The organism is Vibrio sp. YIC-376 (assembly GCF_052353105.1).
GTDB lineage: Bacteria > Pseudomonadota > Gammaproteobacteria > Enterobacterales > Vibrionaceae > Vibrio.
The window spans coordinates 362,886-384,612 of record NZ_JBBWFK010000002.1; the positions used below are offsets into that span (position 1 = coordinate 362,886).

At 42.8% G+C, this 21,727-nt stretch carries 21 protein-coding genes; 5 read left to right on the forward strand and 16 right to left on the reverse strand.

Annotated elements, in window-relative coordinates; translation table 11 throughout:
• Nucleotides 1-2 precede the first annotated feature (2 nt).
• Genes WJM94_RS05875 through WJM94_RS05885 form a run of 3 tightly spaced genes read right to left on the reverse strand, consistent with a single transcriptional unit; the run spans nt 3 to nt 2,353 of the window.
• Nucleotides 3-350, reverse strand: a complete 348-nt coding sequence (locus WJM94_RS05875; protein WP_444493301.1) for a phasin family protein — start codon at nt 348-350, stop codon at nt 3-5.
• Nucleotides 351-393: 43 nt separating this feature from the next.
• Nucleotides 394-1,602, reverse strand: a complete 1,209-nt coding sequence (locus WJM94_RS05880) for an acetyl-CoA C-acetyltransferase (RefSeq protein ID WP_444493302.1) — start codon at nt 1,600-1,602, stop codon at nt 394-396.
• A 10-nt stretch (nt 1,603-1,612) separates the two neighbouring features.
• Nucleotides 1,613-2,353, reverse strand: coding sequence for an SDR family oxidoreductase (locus tag WJM94_RS05885; RefSeq protein ID WP_444493303.1), 741 nt, complete (start codon nt 2,351-2,353; stop codon nt 1,613-1,615).
• A 765-nt stretch (nt 2,354-3,118) separates the two neighbouring features.
• Here WJM94_RS05885 and WJM94_RS05890 point away from each other — a divergent pair.
• Entirely contained in the window at nt 3,119-3,739 is a 621-nt protein-coding gene (locus WJM94_RS05890) for a LysE family translocator (protein WP_444493304.1), read from the forward strand.
• Nucleotides 3,740-4,164: 425 nt separating this feature from the next.
• On the opposite strand, the gene secF is transcribed toward WJM94_RS05890, so the two are convergent.
• The 4 genes from secF to WJM94_RS05910 all read right to left on the reverse strand — a co-directional run bounded on the left by secF (nt 4,165) and on the right by WJM94_RS05910 (nt 8,356).
• Nucleotides 4,165-5,067, reverse strand: a complete 903-nt coding sequence (secF, locus tag WJM94_RS05895; RefSeq protein WP_444493305.1) for a protein translocase subunit SecF — start codon at nt 5,065-5,067, stop codon at nt 4,165-4,167.
• Between the two features lie 2 nt (nt 5,068-5,069).
• Nucleotides 5,070-6,908 (reverse strand): protein translocase subunit SecD, encoded by a 1,839-nt coding sequence (gene secD, locus WJM94_RS05900; RefSeq protein ID WP_444493306.1) that lies wholly within the window; start codon nt 6,906-6,908, stop codon nt 5,070-5,072.
• 165 nt (nt 6,909-7,073) lie between these two features.
• The gene (locus tag WJM94_RS05905; protein WP_444493307.1) at nt 7,074-7,553 is read right to left on the reverse strand and encodes a hypothetical protein; all 480 of its coding nucleotides are present in this window, start codon (nt 7,551-7,553) and stop codon (nt 7,074-7,076) included.
• Nucleotides 7,554-7,687: 134 nt separating this feature from the next.
• A complete protein-coding gene (locus WJM94_RS05910) occupies nt 7,688-8,356 on the reverse strand; it encodes an SH3 domain-containing protein (protein ID WP_444493308.1) in 669 nt (222 codons plus the stop codon).
• Nucleotides 8,357-8,457: 101 nt separating this feature from the next.
• On the opposite strand from WJM94_RS05910, the gene WJM94_RS05915 reads away from it, so the two are divergent.
• The gene (locus WJM94_RS05915) at nt 8,458-9,024 is read left to right on the forward strand and encodes an ATPase (RefSeq protein WP_444493309.1); all 567 of its coding nucleotides are present in this window, start codon (nt 8,458-8,460) and stop codon (nt 9,022-9,024) included.
• Between the two features lie 543 nt (nt 9,025-9,567).
• Here WJM94_RS05915 and WJM94_RS05920 read toward each other — a convergent pair.
• Nucleotides 9,568-10,023, reverse strand: a complete 456-nt coding sequence (locus WJM94_RS05920) for an Lrp/AsnC family transcriptional regulator (RefSeq protein ID WP_444493310.1) — start codon at nt 10,021-10,023, stop codon at nt 9,568-9,570.
• Between the two features lie 148 nt (nt 10,024-10,171).
• Here WJM94_RS05920 and WJM94_RS05925 point away from each other — a divergent pair, with 148 nt between their 5' ends.
• Nucleotides 10,172-11,098, forward strand: coding sequence for a DMT family transporter (locus WJM94_RS05925; protein ID WP_444493311.1), 927 nt, complete (start codon nt 10,172-10,174; stop codon nt 11,096-11,098).
• A 238-nt stretch (nt 11,099-11,336) separates the two neighbouring features.
• Here WJM94_RS05925 and WJM94_RS05930 read toward each other — a convergent pair whose 3' ends face one another.
• From WJM94_RS05930 to WJM94_RS05965, 8 genes are all read right to left on the reverse strand, one after another.
• Nucleotides 11,337-12,374 carry a DUF2955 domain-containing protein gene (locus WJM94_RS05930; protein WP_444493312.1) on the reverse strand — a complete coding sequence of 346 codons (1,038 nt, stop codon included), beginning with the start codon at nt 12,372-12,374 and terminating at the stop codon, nt 11,337-11,339.
• Nucleotides 12,375-12,386: 12 nt separating this feature from the next.
• The gene (locus WJM94_RS05935) at nt 12,387-13,445 is read right to left on the reverse strand and encodes an HlyD family secretion protein (protein ID WP_444493313.1); all 1,059 of its coding nucleotides are present in this window, start codon (nt 13,443-13,445) and stop codon (nt 12,387-12,389) included.
• A gap of 33 nt (nt 13,446-13,478) precedes the next feature.
• Entirely contained in the window at nt 13,479-13,934 is a 456-nt protein-coding gene (slyA, locus tag WJM94_RS05940) for a transcriptional regulator SlyA (RefSeq protein WP_444493314.1), read from the reverse strand.
• Between the two features lie 225 nt (nt 13,935-14,159).
• On the reverse strand, nt 14,160-16,736 hold the full coding sequence (gene luxQ, locus WJM94_RS05945; protein ID WP_444493315.1) for a quorum-sensing autoinducer 2 sensor kinase/phosphatase LuxQ: 2,577 nt from the start codon (nt 16,734-16,736) through the stop codon (nt 14,160-14,162).
• A complete protein-coding gene (locus WJM94_RS05950; protein WP_444493316.1) occupies nt 16,736-17,833 on the reverse strand; it encodes an autoinducer 2-binding periplasmic protein LuxP in 1,098 nt (365 codons plus the stop codon). Before WJM94_RS05950 ends, luxQ begins: the two co-directional genes overlap by 1 nt.
• A 359-nt stretch (nt 17,834-18,192) precedes the next feature.
• Nucleotides 18,193-18,504 carry a GIY-YIG nuclease family protein gene (locus WJM94_RS05955; RefSeq protein WP_444493317.1) on the reverse strand — a complete coding sequence of 104 codons (312 nt, stop codon included), beginning with the start codon at nt 18,502-18,504 and terminating at the stop codon, nt 18,193-18,195.
• Complete coding sequence (locus tag WJM94_RS05960) at nt 18,501-19,148, reverse strand: YceH family protein (protein ID WP_444493318.1); 648 nt, start codon at nt 19,146-19,148, stop codon at nt 18,501-18,503. Before WJM94_RS05960 ends, WJM94_RS05955 begins: the two co-directional genes overlap by 4 nt.
• Before the next feature lie 173 nt (nt 19,149-19,321).
• Nucleotides 19,322-19,525: a hypothetical protein gene (locus tag WJM94_RS05965; protein ID WP_444493319.1), complete on the reverse strand. Its 204-nt coding sequence runs from the start codon at nt 19,523-19,525 to the stop codon at nt 19,322-19,324.
• 392 nt (nt 19,526-19,917) lie between these two features.
• Here WJM94_RS05965 and WJM94_RS05970 point away from each other — a divergent pair, with 392 nt between their 5' ends.
• Nucleotides 19,918-20,232 (forward strand): DUF496 family protein, encoded by a 315-nt coding sequence (locus WJM94_RS05970; protein WP_444493320.1) that lies wholly within the window; start codon nt 19,918-19,920, stop codon nt 20,230-20,232.
• 132 nt (nt 20,233-20,364) lie between these two features.
• Nucleotides 20,365-21,696 carry an MATE family efflux transporter gene (locus WJM94_RS05975; protein ID WP_444493321.1) on the forward strand — a complete coding sequence of 444 codons (1,332 nt, stop codon included), beginning with the start codon at nt 20,365-20,367 and terminating at the stop codon, nt 21,694-21,696.
• The last annotated feature ends 31 nt before the right edge of the window (nt 21,697-21,727 follow it).

The following is a 21,727-nucleotide window of genomic DNA, read 5'->3' on the forward strand; positions in this document are numbered from 1 at the left end:
AATTACGCTGGAGTAACAGTCTTTAGATTTTCCGAAGTCAGTTTCTCAACATCGTCTTTGAATTCTTTCGCGATAGCTTGCAGCTTGTTGCTGTCATCCATCATTTGTTGAGAAAGCTTAGTAAGAACGCTTAGCTGCTGGCTATTAAACGCTGTTAGTGAAGTAACATCTTTGATTTCTGACGCTGCTTTCATTTGGTTGATACCCACTTCGCTGTAAGTGCGCATCGCGTTAAGTTGAAGCTCAGTCAGAACTTCCACGTTTTTAGTAACTAGCTTGTTGAACTTCAAGTATGGTTCAAGTGTTTTTTCAGTTTGATCGCTGAATGTTTTGAAGAAATCAGTGTACATGGCTTATCTCCTAGATAAAAAATTAAATATGTCCGTTTAAAAACTAATTAACTGCTCTTAAAATGACAGCCGTCCCCATACCGCCGCCCACACAAAGTGAAGCGACACCGTATTGAGCGTCCTGTTTATGAAGTTCGTGGACTAAAGTAACCAAAATACGATTGCCCGACGCACCAAGCGGATGACCTAATGCAATAGCTCCGCCGTTAAAGTTCGCTTTATCTTTAATTGAGCTTACTGGCACCTGATTCGTTTCAGCCAACTGATGAATGACACCGAGTGCTTGAGCAGCAAACGCCTCGTTCAACTCGTAAACATCAATATCCTGAATGGTTAAATCCGCTTTTTTCAGCGCTTTATTAACCGACTCAACCGGACCTAGCCCCATGATTTTTGGATCAATACCAGACTGAGCATAGCTGACAATCTCAGCCATAGGCGTCAGACCATAAGCTTGAACTGCACTTTCCGATGCGACAATGATTGCACTTGCACCATCGTTGATACCAGAAGCATTACCTGCAGTTACCGTGCCATCTCGGTCAAATGCAGGACGAAGCTTGCTCAAACCTTCAAGCGTTGCGTTTGCCTTTGGATATTCGTCAGTGTCAAAAATAACCGTTTCGCGGCGCTGCTTCACTTCCACTGGTACAATTTCATCCTTGAACTTACCAGCTTCAATGGCTGCAATCGCTTTTTGTTGGCTAGCTAATGAGTACTCATCTTGCTGCTCTCGCGTGATGCCAACTTCTTTCGCCACATTTTCTGCGGTTACGCCCATGTGGTATTGATTATAAACATCCGTTAATCCGTCAGTGATGAGCAGGTCTTTAAGTTCCATATTGCCCATCTTGTTGCCGTCTCGAATGCTACTTGGCACAGTAAACGGAATCTGAGACATAACCTCAACACCAGCAGCAACAACCATTTGTGCGTCACCACTTCGAATGTGAGAAACGGCCTCCATCACGGCTTTCATGCCGCTGCCACACACCATGTTAATGCTGTATGCAGGGACTGATTCTGGAATTCCCGCATATAATGCAGCTTGACGACCAACCCCCATGCCCTGACCAGCGCTAACGACGTTACCGACGATCACTTCGTCAATCTTATTGCCATCCAGTTTTGCCGATTCAAGCGCACCTTTGATGGCCACGGCTGCAAGATCACCTGCCAATGTATCTTTTAAGCTTCCACCAAATGCGCCAATTGGTGTACGTTTAGCTGCTACGATATAAACTTTTTCCATTATCTCATCCTTAGTGCATGTAAAGACCGCCGTTCACCGACAGCGTTTCTCCGGTGATATACGCGCCTGCATCACTTACTAAGAAGCTAACGGATGCTGCAATCTCTTCTGGTGTTGCTAAACGCTTCATTGGAATCTGGTTAGTAATGGACTCCAGAACCTCAGGTTTCATTTGCTCAACCATCGGTGTTCCAGTATAGCCAGGGGCGATAACATTTACGGTAACACCAGAACGTGCACCTTCAAAAGCCAACGCTTTAGAGAAACCAATCATTCCCGCTTTAGCTGCTGAATAGTTCGCTTGACCAAACTGCCCTTTAAGACCGTTAACTGAAGAGATATTGATGATACGTCCACCACCTTTTTCACACATGGCAGCAAAAAGTGGCTGAGTCACATTGAATAAACTGTTGAGGTTGGTATTGATAACGTCATGCCAAGATTCTGCTGTCATCTTTTTAAACACGCCATCACGTGTGATACCCGCATTGTTAACAACAACATCGAGAGTCCCCTCTTCCTCAAGTAAAAGTGCCAATTTTTCAGCACATTGCGCTGTGTCGGTAACATCCAACTCAAAGAGGCGAACCTGATCTGTGGTAAACCCTTTGGTGTTAAACCATTCGAGCGCACATTCATAGTTGCCGGTGTTGTAGGTAGCGATAACTCGATAACCGTCATTCACTAATTGAGAGGAAATAGCGGAACCAATTCCGCCTTTTGACCCAGTGATCAAAGCGACTTTATTCATTGAAGACTCCATTCTTATCGGCATATATAAAATCAAACTCGTTAAAAACCACTTCATAAGTGGATATGTTTATTTAATTTTTTTTTGGCAAAAATTCCTTGACGCCCTTTATTTCAAGTTAATCCAGAAATATTACATTTCAAATAAAAAAATAAACTATTTACGTAATATTGATTTAGATCTCACAAACAATGAAACGTTAATTAAATGTTAATTTCAACTAAGGCACTGTTTTTAAACGTAATTAATTCTTGACACCAGCATTTTACAACAATGTAAAATGTTTAAATATCATATAGTTACATTTATTTCTTGAGTTTACATTCACTAACGGTGAAAGATCATAGTTAATATTGATAGAAAACATTGGAAATAATAAATTAGAGTATTAATTCCAAAACAACAAAAAATTAATTGTGTAAACGTTTACCACATTTAAAGCTATACATTAATCTTTGCAATCACGATGGAATACGCATTGTTAAAGAGAATTATTACTAACAACTATTTTAATTTATAGATATATGAAATTAATTTATAGATATATGAAATTAATTTATCGATATATAAATAAATTAATACGATCATTACTGGTGCAATCGCACTAATATGACGCGCTCATTAAAATATGATGTACTTTCCTTTAATATATTTTATGAACTTCAATAAAATAAAATTAAAGGTAACCTTTAGTTTGTAGTAGCTTCCTTCACCGCTTTGCACTATCTTTGTGAATCTTTCTCTACTACCTAATCATTAATACCTATGAATATGACACTGCTTAGTATGTTCATCCCTACCTTCTTTTTTGTTTCGATTACGCCCGGGATGTGTATGACCCTCGCGCTCACATTGGGGATGAGTGTCGGTTATCGCCGTACATTATGGATGATGATCGGAGAGCTGGCTGGCGTTGCACTCGTTTCTGTATCAGCGGTGCTAGGAATAGCAGCCATTATGCTTAACTACCCTTGGCTGTTTGTTGCATTGAAATTTATTGGTGGTGCGTATCTGCTTTATCTGGGCATTGAAATGTGGCGTTCAAGAGGGAAACTCGCTATCAATCTAGAAACTCAGACCACATTGCCTAAAGGCAACTGGAATCTGATTTTGCAAGGTTTCGTCACCGCCATTGCAAACCCTAAAGGTTGGGCTTTTATGATTTCACTTCTACCGCCCTTTATTGACCAGAATGCTGATCTTGCGCCTCAATTGACCGTTTTAATTTCGATTATCCTGATGTTTGAATTCATTTGCATGTCACTTTACGCAACAGGTGGAAAAGGATTAAAACGTATTTTAGGCCATTCCGAAAATGTACGCGTGATGAATCGCGTGGCAGGTACTTTAATGATGGGTGTGGGTGTCTGGCTATTAATGAGTTAATGGCAAAACAGTAATTATCTTTAGCATTCAACAACGGTTTCTAAAGACGTATTTCTATTCGATATATTGCTACTATACCCAAATAACCTAGAGATGCTTGGTTCAGCGAGAATGACTTGGCTCTCAGACGCGGCAACGATTTGAAGATTTAGTGGTTCTAAATCAAAAATCGTTAACAAAGACTGTGAGTCAAGACAACTCGCCCTTCGGGAGCGTGTCACTGACACAATTTCTGCGTCAAATAACTTGGAAAGAGCTTGCTATTCCGTTGCGTGTTCTTTCCTTGAGTGTAGGCCTTGAACTAGCATCAGTGACAACGCTCTGAATCCGGCATCTTGAAGTCATTTGGGTATATCGATATGTACAAATAAAAGCGCCACTCTAAACGAGTAGCGCTTTTACTTTATCAATAGCTATAAAACCTATTATGGGGCGGTATCAATTTCTACTGGTAGGTAATGTTTTGGCTCCAGTTTCAAACATTCCGGTAATACAGTGCCGATAGAAATCGAAGACCAGGTGCCAGAAAGTACACCGATAAACATTGCGGTAGAAAAACCTGCCAACGCCGCACCGCCCATCATCCATAGTGCACCCACCGTAATCAGCGTGGTACCTGAAGTCACCATAGTACGTGAGAACGTTGCAATCACCGCCTGATCATTGATGTCTTCTGTATCCCAACTCTGTTTTGCAATCAATAGCTCTCGAATTCTGTCAGCGATAATAATCGAGTCATTCAGAGAGTAACCAAGAATGGCCAAAATCGCCGCGAAGACAGTCAGATTAAACTCCATCTGAGTAAGAGCGAAAAAGCCTAAGACAAGCACGACGTCATGTGCGAGAGCAAACAGAGAGCCGCTGGCTAAACGCCATTCAAAACGGAAACATAAATAAGCCAAGATGGTTAGGACCGAAACGATCAACGCTAATCCACCTTGTTCAAATAAGTCCTGGCCCACTTGTGCACCAACGATGCTGTTACTTACGACCTCTACTTGATGAGAAACCGGCTTTAGAACGTCCGCCACGCTTGGCAGTGTTTGTCCTTGTTCCGGCACTGAATAGCGAATAACCCAGCGACCTTCTTCCCCCGAGCGCGTTACGGATGCCGATTCGCCTAGTTTAGGCTGTAACACCTCTAGTAAATCGTGGTTGGTCAACTGCTTGTCGATTTTTACCTCAGTCACCATGCCACCCGTAAAGTCCAGGCCTAGGTTTAACCCTCGCACTCCTAATGCCGCTATCGCAATGACAGTCAGAATCAGTGAAACCAGCGTAGTAAAGTAACGAATTTTGCGAATATTTTGTTGTAGCATTTTGACCATGATTAAACCCTCACATCACGACGGGCATCACGGCCCCAAATTAAGTTGATCATTGCTCGAGAGGCAAATACGCCGGTAAACATACTGGTCAACAGACCAAGGCCTAACGTTAAAGCAAAGCCTTGGATTGGACCGTTACCGATAGCGTACAAAATCACAGCGGTAATCATGGTGGTAATATTGGCATCAAGGATGGTCGCAAATGCGCTATCAAAGCCAGAATCAATAGCCTGAGCAAAACTTCGGCCTTCGCGCATTTTGTCTTTAATGCGTTCAAAGATAATCACGTTGGTGTCTACAGCCATACCTACGGTCAGCACCAAGCCTGCGATACCCGGTAAAGTGAGTACAGCGCCCGGCAGTAAAGCGATTAGCCCTAGTAAGCACAACATGTTCGCACACAGAGCAGCGTTTGCGACCCAGCCTAAGCGGCGATACCAGAGTGCCATAAAGGTCAGCGTTAGCCCCATCCCCAATGCAAGTGCCGCAAAGCCATTTTGAATGTTTTCAGCACCAAGCGAGGCACCGATGGTACGCTCCTCAACAATTGTCACTGGCGCAGTCAAAGAACCTGCACGCAGTAATAGCGCCAGTTGCTGCGCTTCATCCATGCTACCTGCTCCGGTAATACGGAACTGGCTGCCAAGCTGAGATTGAATCGTCGCAACACTGATGACACGCTCGCTACGCTCAGTTACTCCACGTGCGTTGGTCTTGTATTCACGATAGACAGTTGCCATTGGCTTACCAATGTGTGCTGCGGAAAAATCGCTCATTTTCTTTCCACCAGCGTGGTCAAGCGAGATATTCACTTCTGACATGCCCATTTTGTCTACGCCCGCACGAGCGTTGACGATATGTTCACCCGTAAGTACCGGACGTTTAGTCAGCGTTACTGTACGACCATCATTGTCCTTTAACACCAAATCTTGACTGCTGCTTGCTTTACTTGCGTCTTTCACTTCATAGAAAGCCAAACTTGCCGTCGCGCCAATCACATTTTTCGCTTGCGCAGGATCTTGAACACCGGGCAACTCGATACGAATACTTTCTTTGCCCTGACGCTGAACTAGGGCTTCTGTAATGCCCAGCTCTTCAATACGACCACGCATGATCTTCAGGTTTTGTTGCAATGTGGTTGACTGGAACTCTTGGATATTCTGTTCGCTTGGTTCGAGCACAAATCCACGTGAAGCACTTTTTGCTACCCAACCCGGGTAATTCTGGCGCAGAAACTGGTTCACGTCAGCGAGTGCTTGTTCACTTTCACTGATAACAGCAATGCGATTACCGCTCTCAGCTCGAACTTGGACACCGCGTACACGTTGGTCTCGCAGGTCAGCTTTAATCTCATCGATCAATGCATCTCGCTGCTCTTCGAACGCTTTATCCACATCTACATTCAATAGAAATTGCACACCTCCGCGGAGGTCAAGACCGAGTTTGATTGGATTAAATCCCATCTCGTTCAACCATTCTGGCGCAACAGAAACATAGGAGAACGTAATGCTGTCTTCGCTATTCAACTCATTATTGAGTAACGAGCGCGCGTTACTTTGCGCGTCTTCGTTGTCAAAAACGATGGTGGTTTTTCCATCCATCTCGATGATTTTATCGACCGGAATATGATTCGTTTTCATCAGTTGGTTGAGTTGTACAACCGACATTGAACCACTACCTTGATCGGCAAACGTCACTTGGATCGATGGCTGCTCGCCAAACCAGGTTGGAATGGCGCTTAGAGTAAGCATAATCACTGTCGCGACGAGCACGACATATTTCCATGCTGAATAATGGTTCAGCAATTTTCTACTTTTTTGCGGTTTTGGTGTTTTCTTCATATAAACATCATCCCTTCACTCTCTGGTGAAGATTTTAAATTGATCGCTTCAAGACACGACAACCTCTACCCAGAAAAATAGTGGGTACAGAATGCTCAGAACATGACGTACTGATAAATAGAGTCATCGTATTGAGATTGCACTTACTGTGCAAAGTGATGGTGTTTAAGCAGAAAACTGGCTATTGAGTGCGACGTACATCGCGTTGGTTTCTTTCCAACCAGAAATACGATATTCGCTTGTGAGGTGATAAAAAACAGACTGGACTTGGCACCAGTTAAGGCCTTCCAAGCTATAGGTGTAACCTACATCTGCATAAAATGGCGTGTTGAGATCGTTGGTAAAATCGATATCTGCATCATTAAGCCCCTCACGCAGATGAGAAGCCCAGCGTTGAGAAGAAAAAATCGCCAAGGTATCTGAATTTGCATGACCTTCAGATACGGGAGCTTGCGTTGACTCTTCTGATCCTTGAGAAAGATCAACGTCTGTGTCTGATGTCGTACCTGTGACTACAAACGGTTGTAACGTAGAAAAGTGCGGTAAGGGAGCTTTCTGATCATTGCGCGCAGCTGAAACATGCACTGGTACCAATACCATTGCAAGTAACAAAAAAAACAGCTTTCTCAAATAAATCAGAGGCATGAAAACTCACTAAAAGAAGAATAAGCTGAGTTTATTAACACAGCCAGTTGATACTATGCCTATTAACTAGGCTTCACAACTAAAAAGTTCTAAATCTCTGATTCCATATTTATCCAAAGAGAAGTTTTCGACGCTTAACGATAAAATATTTCACCGCTGTCTGCATCGAGGTAGATTTTATTCTCTTGCTCTAGCCCACTGCAGTAAATGAAGTAGACATTGCGCTCTTTGTAAGTCACCGAACGAACCCATCCCCCAAGTTCTTCGAAATCATCCGGCTCACAGGTGTTTTCGTCCAACAATTGCTGTGTCTTATCGCGGAAAATCTCCTGATGTTCTTTTAAATCGTCTGACTTTTGTAAATAACCATCAAGGATTTCCAAACGCTCTTGCTCTTTAATCACCGGCTCAGCATCCGAAAGCCCTTTGGCATCAAGCCATTCTGCTGTTTCCTCACCGCCTTCTTTGTAGACGAGGTAATCGGACATACGGTACCAACCGTTATATTTTTCGAGTACGGCGACTTTTTCTCCTTTGTAGAGGGTGTCGACGACTAAAGCGTTATGGTCAGGTTTGTTGTAAACATTAATCTGACGATCGATGACGTAATATTCTGTCATTTCGGGCTGAACAGATCCCAAGTCCATAATCGGCTTTGTGACCTTTTCACTCTGTTGCGACTTAGCTGATGGCTTTTCTGTTGCCGGTTCTGGTTGATTTTCTTGCATAAAGAAGAAATAGTAACCAGCGCCAGACCCACCAAGCAGTAAAACAACAACAATGGCGATAAGAGCTTTCTTCATATACGTTTCCTTTTTCTTTAGGCAAACATCCAAAAAGATGCTTTATTAATAGTCGCCAGAAATAAACTATAATTACAATCGCTTAACTAACGTGAAAAATAATGATCAATAAGATTAAATGGATACTGATACTTTTTATCATTCCTTCAGTTGGATACTCAAATGAACCATGTAATCCGTCTTCATGGAATGACAATCTTTACCAATTCAACCAGTTAGAGTCGAATTATAATAAGCATGTTAAAGTCTTCAATGCACTACTTTTTGAACACAAACAACGACCGCTATTATCGAAGCAGTTTTCTCCAGAGGAACTTGTGATGCTTTGGCGCGTAAAGTCGAGACGCGACATGCTCCAGACCCAGCTAGACTCTTCCATAAAATATCGTCAAGAGTTGAGCCATAAAGCAGAAGCGCTAACAAAACTCAGCACACAATCTAAATGGTCGGCCAATGCCTGGGAAAAATTAGCCCAAAGTTGTAAAAATGCGGATGAGATGGCAAATCAAATTACCGCAGAGTGGTACCAGATAAATGCCAATCAACTTGCCGATGACTATACCAACCTATCCTTACAATATCTTGGTCTAGCTAAACTTTATGACGAAGAAGCCAGTGCATTAAAAATGGCAAAAAGCGGAAATAAAAAAAATAACACCAACAATTGATCTATCCCATGAAACTCAACTAGTTGCACTTTAATCAGGCAAAATAGAGAGACATAGATCACAATAATGCTTTACTTGTGACCAATTATTGGTTAATTTAGCCATTAATAAAGTTTAACAAAAAGTCACAATTGGCTGGAGATGATGCTACAAAATGGTTATCAATCGATTAAGTAACAGGAATGAACCTAATACTACTAAAGCCAAGTTTTTGTCAGTAGTTAGGCATGTTAAAAGGTTTGGTTCAATCAGTGATTTGGATCTGTGTAAAATCTTTGGAGAAACAATTTGGAGTGATGGGAGGGAATACCATTCAGCTGCTTTCTCATTTAAAGTTGACAGACACACCGGGAATTGTGAAATATCACAATACAAGGACCACCAATAAATCGTATAGATTTAAAAAATAAAGATTTATAGAGCGAAGTCAGGAAACAGACTTCGCTTTTTTGATCATGGCAACAGTAATATCATGATCAGCCCCCCGCTCTCAATTAGCGGCCTATCTTACAGAGCCCTTAAGACTCACCTCTATCCTCTCGATCACGCATAAATCGGTAGACTGCTGTTCCCTTTTACCTGCCTGATCGCTAAATGAGTATGGATGTCTTTCACGTTCTCTAGTCTTTGTAGTTTTCTCGTGAAATTCTCATAACCAGCAAGATCCTTACTGACAACTTCCAATAAATAATCGTAGGCCCCCGAAACGACGTGACACGAAATCACTTCCTCCATGTCAACAATCGCACTTTCAAAATCATCAATAGAAGAAGCTTGGTGATTATTCAAACTGACCTCAACAAACACCGTCATCGCTATCCCCACAGTGGAACGAGTTACCATTGCGCGATAACCACTTATCACGCCTTCTTGCTCTAAACGCTTTATGCGCCTTGCGCAAGGAGAAGGAGATAGTCCCACTTGGTCAGCAAGCTCAGCGGTCGTGAGTCTGGCATCTCTTTGAATGAGATTAAGCAACTGCCTGTCAATTTTATCCATTTCCCGTATCCTGCCAAAAATAATCAAATTTTGTTGTTTACACGCACTTTATAACCAATATTAAAATAAATTACGTCACATTTTGCCACCATTGTGCGTCACTTTTATTCGACAATTAACGTATCGTTAACAAGTGGATACATCGGGCATGATTCTGGGATATGCAGCTATATTTGTGACTTTACTTCTTTGGTCTGGTTTTTTCATTTCTTTGAAAGGAGGAGCAATATCTGTACTGCAACCTGCCGATATTGCCTTGGTTCGTTTCCTTATCCCAAGTCTGGTATTGCTTCCCTTTGTCTTAAAACATAAGAAGGTGCTTAGTGCAGTACCCAATAAGTACTTAGCCGGCGCGGTTGTGGGCAGCGGACTGCCATACTTACTGGTGGTTGGTAGTGCTATGCATTTTGCACCCGTTGCTCACGGTAGCGCGTTAGTGCCTGGCACCTTGCCTCTATTCGTGTCATCAATCGCCGTTATCTTTTACGGACAAGCATTAAGTCAACATCGCTTATTCGGCCTTGTGACCGTCTTACTGGGTATCCTCGTGTTCCTGTTTTCAAACACAGGTGACGAATACAACTGGTCTCAAATGCAAGGTCACCTGCTATTTCTGACTGGCAGTATAATGTGGGCAGTATTCACCATCAGTGCGCGTGTCGCTAATCTCAACGCGCATGTTTGCGCGGGCTTTGTTGCAATTATTTCGCTGGCAATGCTGATCATTGCTGTGGGCTTTGGTTGGGTAGAAAGCTATTTAGTGGTCACGCCAATACAGCACTGGCCTTGGGAAGAGTTGTTCGGCCATGCCATGCTTCAGGGTGTGGGAGCAGGATTAATTGCTTCATATACCTTTATATACGCGATTAGAATTATTGGTGCAGAAGCCAGTGCCGCTTTTGGATCTCTCACACCAGTGATTGCAGCGCTGTTTGCTATGCCTATATTTGATGAACAACCCGATACACTCACGTGGCTGGCGCTGTTGTTGGTGACGTTTGGCAGTATTATCGCCAGCCAAATATTTATGAAAAGTGATCTCAGCCAGTCTTATCGTCCGCCGGTACACCGTTAGTTACGATACCCAATTAGCATTATGTTGTTTGGTTAAAGAAAAGGATCTCAACAGTTCACACAACACGTACCTTATTTATCGATATTCCGATGGGACTGTTGGAAGAGCAACTGATGAACTGTGGGGATGGTATGACGTTTGAGAAGTCTATTTCTATGGCAGAGCAGGTTGAAGATAGCGTTGCTGGTACAGCCTTCCTCTGTCCAGCAACGTGTGACAGTAATCATTTAAACTACGTCTATTGCTCCCCGAAGCTTGTCGCCTCGAAATTATTCAGCAATCGATGTATCAGGTAGGTCACCAATAAGGTCGCGACAATTGCGAATATTATGCTGCTCACTCGGTAAAGCGCACTAAAAATCAAATCACCATTAGGAGCCAAGTACTGACCAAATAGAATCCCTAAAGTTGTTAAGCCACCAAAACCTGCACCTGAGCCACTCGATTCTTTCACGTGCATGTAGCTGAATATCATCGCACCTATCCACAGCAGAGGAACAACAAAAAACAAAGTACCAGACCAGTCATAGAGAATGATCTGAGTTGTGATACCAAACGTTACCCCTAGCAGGGTGCCCATCGCTCTTTTGCGCGCATAGCCAAGTGCGCCGTTCCAGTGCATTGGGAACAGTAAGAGTATTGTCGTCGCCTGAGCAGATAGTGAGTCATTCAAGTCAAAGATCTGAAACACCAAAAAGGACATGGTAGCAATACTCGCACCCATTAGCGCCTCATGACGCATTCGGTGACTTTTCTTTGGCTCAGATGGTCTAACTGGTGGCTGACGAGGCTCAGCATCTGGAATGATAAACGTCACCAAATAAGCAACGATGACTGAAATAATATTCGCTTCCAGATTACTAAAGATAAGATCATTCAAATCGGTAGTAACGTAACTGGAAAAGTGCAGCATGATACTCAGGTTTAGTACACTACTTGCACCAAATAGGAAGAGACTTCCTTTGGACATACACGCAAATTTGTACAGAAACAAACCAAAAGCAATCAGTGTCATCAAAAATGGATGACCGCCAAACAGCCCGCCAAGAATTCCTACCTCAAGACCACAAACTACCGCAGCGAATATCATCTGACGAGCTGCATGCAAGTTTATTACTGGCACCATGCCAAGCAGCAGCATAGGTGTCACTGTGTAAAACACACCGTAGTTCCAGCCAAAGATTTTGCACAGGGTGAAACCTATTGTGGCTCCGGTTGCAATACGCAGACACTGCCGGAGATCATTCTCCGACATGGGGTGGTCCCATAACTTCATACCACCTCCCAATTAATAGATGTAATGCAAAGCACTCAAGAAATGAATCTGCAGGTTACTAAACCAGCCAGAAATCGTATTCTCAGGCAATAGCTGTACCGTTGCACGAGCGCCAGCAGGGAATGAATGGGTTTGTGGATCAGCAATTGATAAATGCAAACGCATACGTTGCGCGTCCCTTACCCAACGGTCGGTCTCAGTCGGCGTAGCAAGTCGGCCATCAGCATCAAACTGCCCCGAACTCACCCCTGCATCAATACTCGTGATTCGAGCTTCAAAAACTTCACCTGGTAATCTATCAAATGCCACCAATGCGCGACTGTCATGGTTAAAGTGGCGCAGGCTTTTTTCACGAAAATCAGCGATGATATCAATATCATCGGATACCAACGCGACCAATGGGCTTGCAGCCGATGCGTAAGCACCCTCTTCTAACTGTAAGTTAGCGACGACCCCATCGTGCTCAGCAACTACTCTTGTATAGGACAGATTTAATTCCGCTTGTTTTAGCTGGTTTTTAGCGACACGAACATTGACGTTCTCGTCTCCCAAATCACCACGGCTAACTTCAAGCTGCTTCAGGCGAGCACGAGCCGCCAATAGATTCGCTTTTTCTGCGGTTGCGCTACTCTGTGCGTCATCAAGTTGCTGTTGAGAAGTACCATTACGGTAAAACAATTGATTTAAACGCGTTGCTTCACGAACCTTTTGCTCTGCAACAATTTTATTTGCTTCAACATCTGCTTTCGCAGCAGCAATTGAAGCATCTAATTGCGCGTTATTTTGAATCACTTGTTCCAAATTCAGGTGAGCCTTCTCCACCTCTAGTTGATACGGTTGCGGGTCGATCTGGAACAAAATATCGCCCTTATGAATTTCTTGGTTATTCGTTACGTAAATCTCCGTGATTTGTCCACTCACACGAGGAGCGATTTTAGTAACCACTCGAGTTGCCATTGCTTGAGGCGTAAGAGGCATTGCTAGGTCAGCAATAAGGAAATAAGCAAAAACAAGGACAAATGTAACGCAGGAATATTTAATCCAGCGAGCGAACTTTTGGTCTGGAGTCATGGGGGTCAACTTCTCTCTATTCGGTTTTCTGACTTATTCGCTAAGAGTATCGAGTGCATTGTGAGCCATCTGCTCTAAGATTAAGCTCATTTTTTCCTGCTCTTCATCACTGATGCCTGACAATAATTTTCTGCGGACCTGAAGAATGCGATCTTCCATTTGAGTCAGTAGCGCTTTACCTTCATCAGTCAGACTAACAATGCGTGCGCGCTTGTCGTGATCGCAACAACGTCGCGATACCAGTGATTGTTCTTCCAGTAACTTTAACGTTCTCATCAACGACGCCAATTCAATTTCTAGTGCTTCAGCGAGATGCTTCTGACTGACATTGTCACCCAATCGATACAACTTCCATAAAGCTGTCCAGCGAGGATAAGTCAAATTCAGAGGCTCTAACTCTCTATCAGCAACCATTTTCCATAAACGAGAAACACGAGATAATTTTTCAGCGATGGAAAGATCTCTAAAAAGATTGCTTGCGTTGATCATAAGAATTACTCAATTACTTAGCGTGCTAAGTAATATAAAATAGTTAGCATGCTAAGTAAATAGTTTTGTGATGAAAATCACGTTGAATGATTTGCGGAAACGGGAGCGCCGATCACTAACGTAATTAAAGCTACTGCGAAGAAATAACTGGGAGGTTAGGTGGTTATAAAGACGAATAAAAAGGCACAATTTAAGTCATCCTCAAACTGTGCCTAGTGTGCAGCTCTATTTTGTTCGTTCGATCAAAAAACGCTGTTTGTAGTCTACAAGTGCATCATGGAATGCGTTTTCTTTGATTGGCTTGAGTAATATGTAGTTCGCTCCAGCTTCAATAAATGCGTCGCCGGTTTCTTTGGCGGTATCCGCGGTACAAGCATAGATTGGTATACCAAGATTAAGCTTGCGACGAATTTCCTTTGTAGTCTCGATTCCACCTAAATGGGGAAGCTGGTTGTCCATCAAGATTAAATCATAGGTGTTCTCTTTTAGAAGCTCCATGGCTTCCAGTCCATCCTTCGCCCACTCTACCTGCATTTTATACTTGTTGCAGAATGCATTTAAAATGAAAGCATTGGTGTGATTGTCCTCAACGAGCAGCACTTTTAATGTTCTCTCAAACAGGTCCTCAGGCTTCACATTTTGCTCTGATTCAAATTCCGTCAGTGCCCGTTCACGATCTTTCACAGGTAGAGTAACGACAAATGTGGTTCCATGCCCTTTTTGGCTGCGAACTTGTACATCACCCTCCAGCATATCGACTAAGCTCTTAACGATCGTCAGCCCCAAGCCACTACCACCATACTCACGAGTGGTGGTTTCCTCTTCTTGCACAAATGGCTCAAACATTTGATCCAGTTTATTAGGGTCAATACCAATACCAGTATCGGTAACTTCAACCACCAGCACACTATTTTCTGCCCCCTCAAACTGCTCTAAGACAGCACTTAGTCGAACACTCCCTGAAGGAGTAAATTTGACCGCATTGCTGAGGAGGTTAAACATAATTTGATTAAGGCGCACTTGATCAGTAAAGAGCTCAACATGAGGATCTAACCGATTTTCGATAATAATTTTTACACCTTTGCTTTCACAAATAGGCCGGTAAATATTCTCTAATGTACGAATGGTATCAGTGAAGGAGAAAGAATGTTTTTGAATGTTAAATTTCCCTTGCTCGATTTTGGAAAAATCTAAAATATCATTCAAAACAGCAAGTAAGTGCTCGCCACTGTGACGAAGTACGTCGATCTGATTACTTTGTTCTTGGGATTTTACAGAGCCTTTAAGCAACTGAGCGACACCTAAAATTCCGTTTATTGGTGTTCGAATTTCGTGGCTCATCTTAGCTAAGAAATCCGCTCGAACCTGAGCCGACTTTTCCGCTTCTTTTCTGGCTAAATTACTCTGCTTTTCAGCTTCAATGAGCGTCGTGATATCTTGCCCCTGAACAATAATTCCGTTGAGGTCTCCATCAACAAGAATCGGCGATAGATTCCAGCGATACACCTTTTCACCGATAGGTACATTGACGCCTGTTAATGTTGCGCCTTGCGCTGCCATACGTAAATGAGGAATCAATTTCTCTTTAAAGCGCCTAAATACAGGATGCATGGTCTCATTGACACTCTCTAGCACAAGCTCTTTTCTTGCCGCTGGGTTGATTTGGATTAATACGCCAGACTCAGACCATACCATCATTGGTGATAACGCGAAGTTAAACAGATCCCTGAAGGAACGTTTTTGTGCTTCAAGTTCTTCGAACGTATTCTCCAAAGTTGTCCCTATGTCATCGAACTCTTCAATGTCTGAGCCACAAAATCGCTCAAAGCCTTTTTCTTCTCGAGCGGATCGGGTGTACGACATCAGGGAACCAAGTTGTTCTGCTACCTTGTTCTCTATCCACTCTTTGGTCAATAAGGCAATCAGAATCATGCCAATCACTGAAGCCAACATCGCTAATAGATGCTGAACCTGAAGCATCACAACACTCTGGTTATCTTGCACAGTAAGAAGAGACAAGTCTGTATGAGCCGCATTTACCTCAATTGGCGTCTTAATAATCAGTAGACCATCAAGTTTCTGCTGCGATTCTTTACGTTTTAATACATCAAAGATTTTATAAGACTCATTGCCTGCCAACGAGTTAGCTAATGGCAAATCACCCGACACCAACACAACGTTGTCGACGTTCCCTTCGTTCTTCAACCTTTCCATGAGGCCAAAGTTGTTATCCAGAACAACGACATTGTATGAGTAGCCCATAACTTCACCGCTCTGAGGCTCCATAACAGGCACTCTCCTGACTAGCAGGTGTCGAGCGCCCATTGGCGTGTGCGAAGTAATGTAATACCAGTTATTAGTGAAAGTTACGTTACGGGCAATATTGTTGAGTATGGCATCATTGATACCGTAGAAATGCGCATTTCCGTCATCCCAAATGATGCCTTGATGATCACTCAGAAAGCGAATTTCCGGCGTGTGGTAAGGGTCACTCTGATCAATGCTGAGGAAAAAGAGATTTAAGGCTTCTTCATCTCGAACGCTGTAAAAATTCAGAACCACATCACTTTTTGAATTGCTGTCGTGATGGATCTGAATCGCCGCGAAATGACTGTCAAATATATTCAGAATCAGGGCTGATGTTTGTTGCTTAGTCCTGTCGACTTCTTGCCAAATGATCTGTTTGGAAAAGTAATAACTCTGAACGAATATGCCTAAAATAATCGGAGCAAGAACGAGAATAATTATTTTCGTAATGAGCGTCGACAATGAACGACGCTTTCTGGTTGATGTATTTGTCATCAATTATCTGAGTATCTGAATGCGCGTTTTCTTAAGGCTTCTATTCTTTCCGGAGAATCAGATTTAGAAACGATTTCGTAGTCACCAGAATATACGGTTGGTACTGACTTTCCTTCCAGATCCCACTTTATGGCTTCTGCCATGGCAATGCCCGTATCATCGTTCATTCGCATAATGGTAATATCTAACTCTCCGTTTAATATAGCATCAAGCTCTGCAGAGCCCCCTCCCCAACCGTTGATCATAATATCATCACGACCAAGATCTGCCAGCGCTTCTACCGCTCCTAACGCTACATCTGTGGAACATGCATAAATAAACTCAACATCAGGATACTTATCGAGACTCGCTTTAGCCGCTTCATACCCCGATTGCTTCGTCGCTTTAGTGTAGTAAGCAGATTGTAGTTCAAAGTCACTATCACGGCTTACTTGGTGAATAAATGAATTCCCTCGCACGTCACTGATGTATCCCTCAGAGAAATAGAGAACACTGTAGCGACTGTGCTTCGGGAAACGCTTACTAAATTCCGTAGCCAATTTTCTGCTGCCCTCTGCATGGTCAAAACCAACATAAAGAAACGGCTGATGATTATCCCAATCTCTTACTGGAGTGGTGATGTTCTGTAAGATCAGTTTGGTTTTCTTCGAATCCAAAACATGCTCGACAAACTTGCGATGCCTTGTGGTATCGAGAGTAAATATCAGGTAGTCAGAATTACTTTTCAACGCCTCCATCAAAGAAAGGCTTTGCTGTTTAATATCTGCATTTGGGCGAGTAAAAACCTGATTTAGCTGATAATCGATGTTGAGCTTATCCAAACGCTTTTCAAATGCATCAATGTTTCTGATCCAATAGTCAGAAATTTGTTGGCCCGGATAAACGACTGAAATCTTTAGCTCGCGCTTTTTCTCATTCAAAATTGGAATTGGTTTTTCTCGGACAGCTTCAGCAAGAGCGTTAGTCAGCTTCTTTTGCTCAGGATACTCGTCCAGAAACTCTTGATATTCCCAATATCCATTCAAGACTTGGGATGCTTGAGATACCGGGACAATACCGGCCATTAAAACAAGGGAGAATACGAACTCTTTTTTCATCTATCGCTCTTTTAGTTTTTATTGAGCCTAAATCAGCTCTATTTATTATCTAGCCGAGTCATCCATTACTGACGTAATCTACCTTCCACTGAGTCTTGGTTTCAATATATTTTTTGTGTAGCGCCATTATGCGTCAGAAATGTCCTACATAACAAACGAATATTCGCGTTCCCACGGTTCTCTAAGACCATCAAAACCAATCTCTAATTGATCAGTCTATTACTCTGACAGTAGCGTTAATTTTGTACCAAAAGCACATTTTAGGTAAAAAGAAACCGCCTAACGTCGGCGGTTTCTTTTGTGCAAATTCAAAGCGTAAATTGTTTTGTTGTCCGTCGATGTCGATCGCGGCAATAAAGCTATCTTAGTGTAAACCTCAAGCTTTGGTTATCATCAAAGGCAATGGAGGCTTTAGACTCGACTAATAACTCTTTTTTCTTTTTAGCTAATTGCTTAATGAAATACTCTGCTTTCATCGCACTATTTTTTGAGTCAAAATTCATCGTCCATTCCAGGGCTAATGGGCCTTTACCTTTCAGAGCTTTAGCTCCTTTGCCATCTTGATGCTGTTTAAACCGGCGCTCAACATCGTTGGTTACTCCACAATATAACGCATTACGGTTATTTCTTATCAGGTAAACACTCCAATATTGAGCCACACTTTCACTCATGAAAGTAGAGATTCAACCTGAGCTTTAAGTGCATCGAGTTCCTCTCTCATCTGAGCCACTTCCTGCTCAAGCTGACTAACACGGTCAGAGCCAGAAGAAAATGTCGACGCTGACGCTAGCGCAGAAACGTCCACTTCCCCACAGAATAAGTGCATATAGCGAGATTCTCGCTTTCCGGCTTCACGAGGGAGTTTAATAACCAAGGGACCTTTATCTTCACTTGCCAGATGCTCAAGAACGGTTTCAACCTCTTTTACATCGTTGAATGTCGCGAGACGGTTAGTTCGAGTACGAATCTCACCCGGAGTCTGCGCCCCACGTAGCAACATGCAGCACACGATGCCCTTTTCTTGTTCGGTGAGTTTTAAATCGCCGAACTCTGTGTTGCAAAAGCGGTGTTGATACTTGCTGACCCGACTATTAAAAGCGCTTTCGTCACTAACAAGTCGGCGATCAATCAGCGCATCTACTGCATCAAGCACTTCCGATTCAGACAGTGCCATTACAGGTTCACGATTGCTTTTTTGATTACATGCGTTGGTAAGTGCGTTCAGACTAAGAGGATATAGGTCGGGAGTTGTTACCTCTTTTTCGATTAAGCAACCAATTACTCGTGCTTCTATTGCCGTTAGCTCAACTTTCATAATGCATTCCTTATTATTTTTTGCATTTGAATTTTAATACCTCAGTGATTTCAAGCTCCCGGATTAGAAAATCAGTCTAGCGTTCGCTACTCACTTAAAATCACTTTGATATAAGGTTGTCAGGCTAAAGCATAGCGCAAGACCTGACCCCCTTTGCGAATCGGGTTTCGGTCTCAATGCTCGGAGAGGATAGGCACTGTTCTCATATTGCCGTCTTCATCAATCATTACAATCTTTGAACGATTGAGTTCAACTTCAATAATCTCAAGTTGAGTGCGCGCTTCTATATATGCCGCTTTTAACTTCTCAGTCAAAGAATTTGTGACTTCTTCACTATCTTGACTGTCGACTTGCTCCGCAGTGTTACGAGAGTCCATAACAAGTGTCATCATTTTTTATTTAATGGCGGTGATAATATAGTGAAGGTTCAATCATGACAACGCATCGATGCATTCTTCCCTGAAATCAGCCGCAGATCTGTCTTAAACGTATCAGCATGTTTAGGTCGTTCTGGGTTTATTTTCCCCCGCAACAAATCACTCTATACAGTATGGAAAGAAAGTATACCCATACAAAATTCGCAGCAAAAATATGATGACTGGTAGGTAAAGTTCAGCATGAACCAGCAGTAAGCTGTTGTTGTAACGTAAGGGGCATCGTGATTGGTTGAAAAGCGTTCAACTCTTCGTCGCTATTGATCTTAAGACTGTTATGCCACGGGATGTTGTGCTTTAATCGAGGAAGTATTCACAAATTAGGAAAGGGAACTATGAGTAGCGTATTTGAGATCGTTAACCAAGCTCGTCGTAAAAACAAACTACAACGTGAGCTTCTTGATAACGAAAAAAAAATTCGTGATAACCGCAAACGTGTAGACCTTCTAGAAAACCTACTAGACTACATCAAGCCAGAAATGACGCATGATGAAATCTTGGTGATCATCAAGAACATGAAAGCTGATTACGAAGATCGTGTAGATGACCACATCATTAAGAGCGCAGAAATCTCTAAAGCTCGTCGTGACATCAGCCGTCGTATTCATGAACTGACAGAAGAAGACAAGCAAAACACCGGCAAAAAATAAACACTGCCAGTAATGCGAAAATTCTAACCCCGAGTAAGGCACCTTGCTCGGGGTTTGTTTTTGTCACCGACTATAGTGCCGTGTACAATGAACCCTCACCATTCCCAATCCACAAACCCCATTTAACTTTTTATGACCTCAACTACGATCAACACGCAACCAACGCTTGCTAAGCAATTGTTCTCCATGACATGGCCTATGCTCTTCGGAGTGTGGTCATTGATGAGCTTTCAACTTGTGGATAGTGCTTTTATCGGCCAACTAGGTGTGTTGCCGTTGGCGGTACAAGGTTTCACACTCCCACTACAAATGGTTGTTATTGGTATTCAAGTGGGTTTAGGCATCGCTACCACTGCTGTTATTTCTAAAGCGATTGGATCAAAAGAAACGCGATATGCCAAGCAACTCGGCGGATTAGTGTTAATGATCGGCTCTATTGGTGTCGCAATAATCGCTCTTTTAATTTGGCTACTGCGCTACCCGATATTGTCGTCATTAAGTGCACCTGACACTGTGATGCCGATCATCGATACGTACTGGCCTTGGTGGTTACTGAGCTCTTGGACAGGGGCCGTCCTTTACTTTTACTACAGCATTTGTAGAGCGAACGGAAACACCATGTTGCCTGGCACTATGATGATGATCACTAGCGTTGTAAACCTGATTTTGGATCCTATTTTTATATTTACTCTGGATCTTGGCATTAATGGCGCGGCGATAGCGACCATTGCAGCATTTGGATTGGGAATTATCGTGGTAGCACCAAGAGTAAGAAAAAATCATTGGGCAATCGCACAATGGCAAGACTTAAACGTGAAGAAGAGTGTCCGATCAATTGGCAATATCATGGGCCCGGCAATGGTGAGCCAGTTGTTACCACCATTATCATCAATGCTCGCGACTAAACTGTTGGCCGGATTCGGTACTGCTGCTGTTGCTGCCTGGGCATTAGGGTCTCGTTATGAGTTTTTTGCAATAGTATCGGTTCTTGCGCTAACGATGTCTCTGCCACCTATGGTTGGACGCTTGCTAGGAGCGAAAAATTACAAAGACATTCGATCTCTCGTGAGTATCGCAGTGAAGTTTATTCTCAGCTTCCAACTATTAATTGCAGTCATCACCTTTGCAGTTGCCAGCCCTTTGGCAGTATTGATGACGAGTAATAATCAAGTTGAAAATGTGTTAGAAATGCACTTAATGATTGTGCCTATTAGCTTAGGCTCATTAGGCGTATGCATGCTCATGGTTTCTATCTGTAATGCGTTAGGCAAGTCGTACACAGCACTGACAATTTCAGCATTGCGCCTGTTCATCTTCTTTCTACCTTGTTTATGGATCGGATCTCAGCTTGGCGGGATAAAAGGTCTTTTACTCGGTGCGTGTATTGGTAATATTTTTGCTGGATTATCTGCTTATTTCACCTACCGCAGTACTATAGAAAAATTATCCAGAAAGTTAGATTAAAGACACGATAAAACGTTGTCAGATTAAGTAA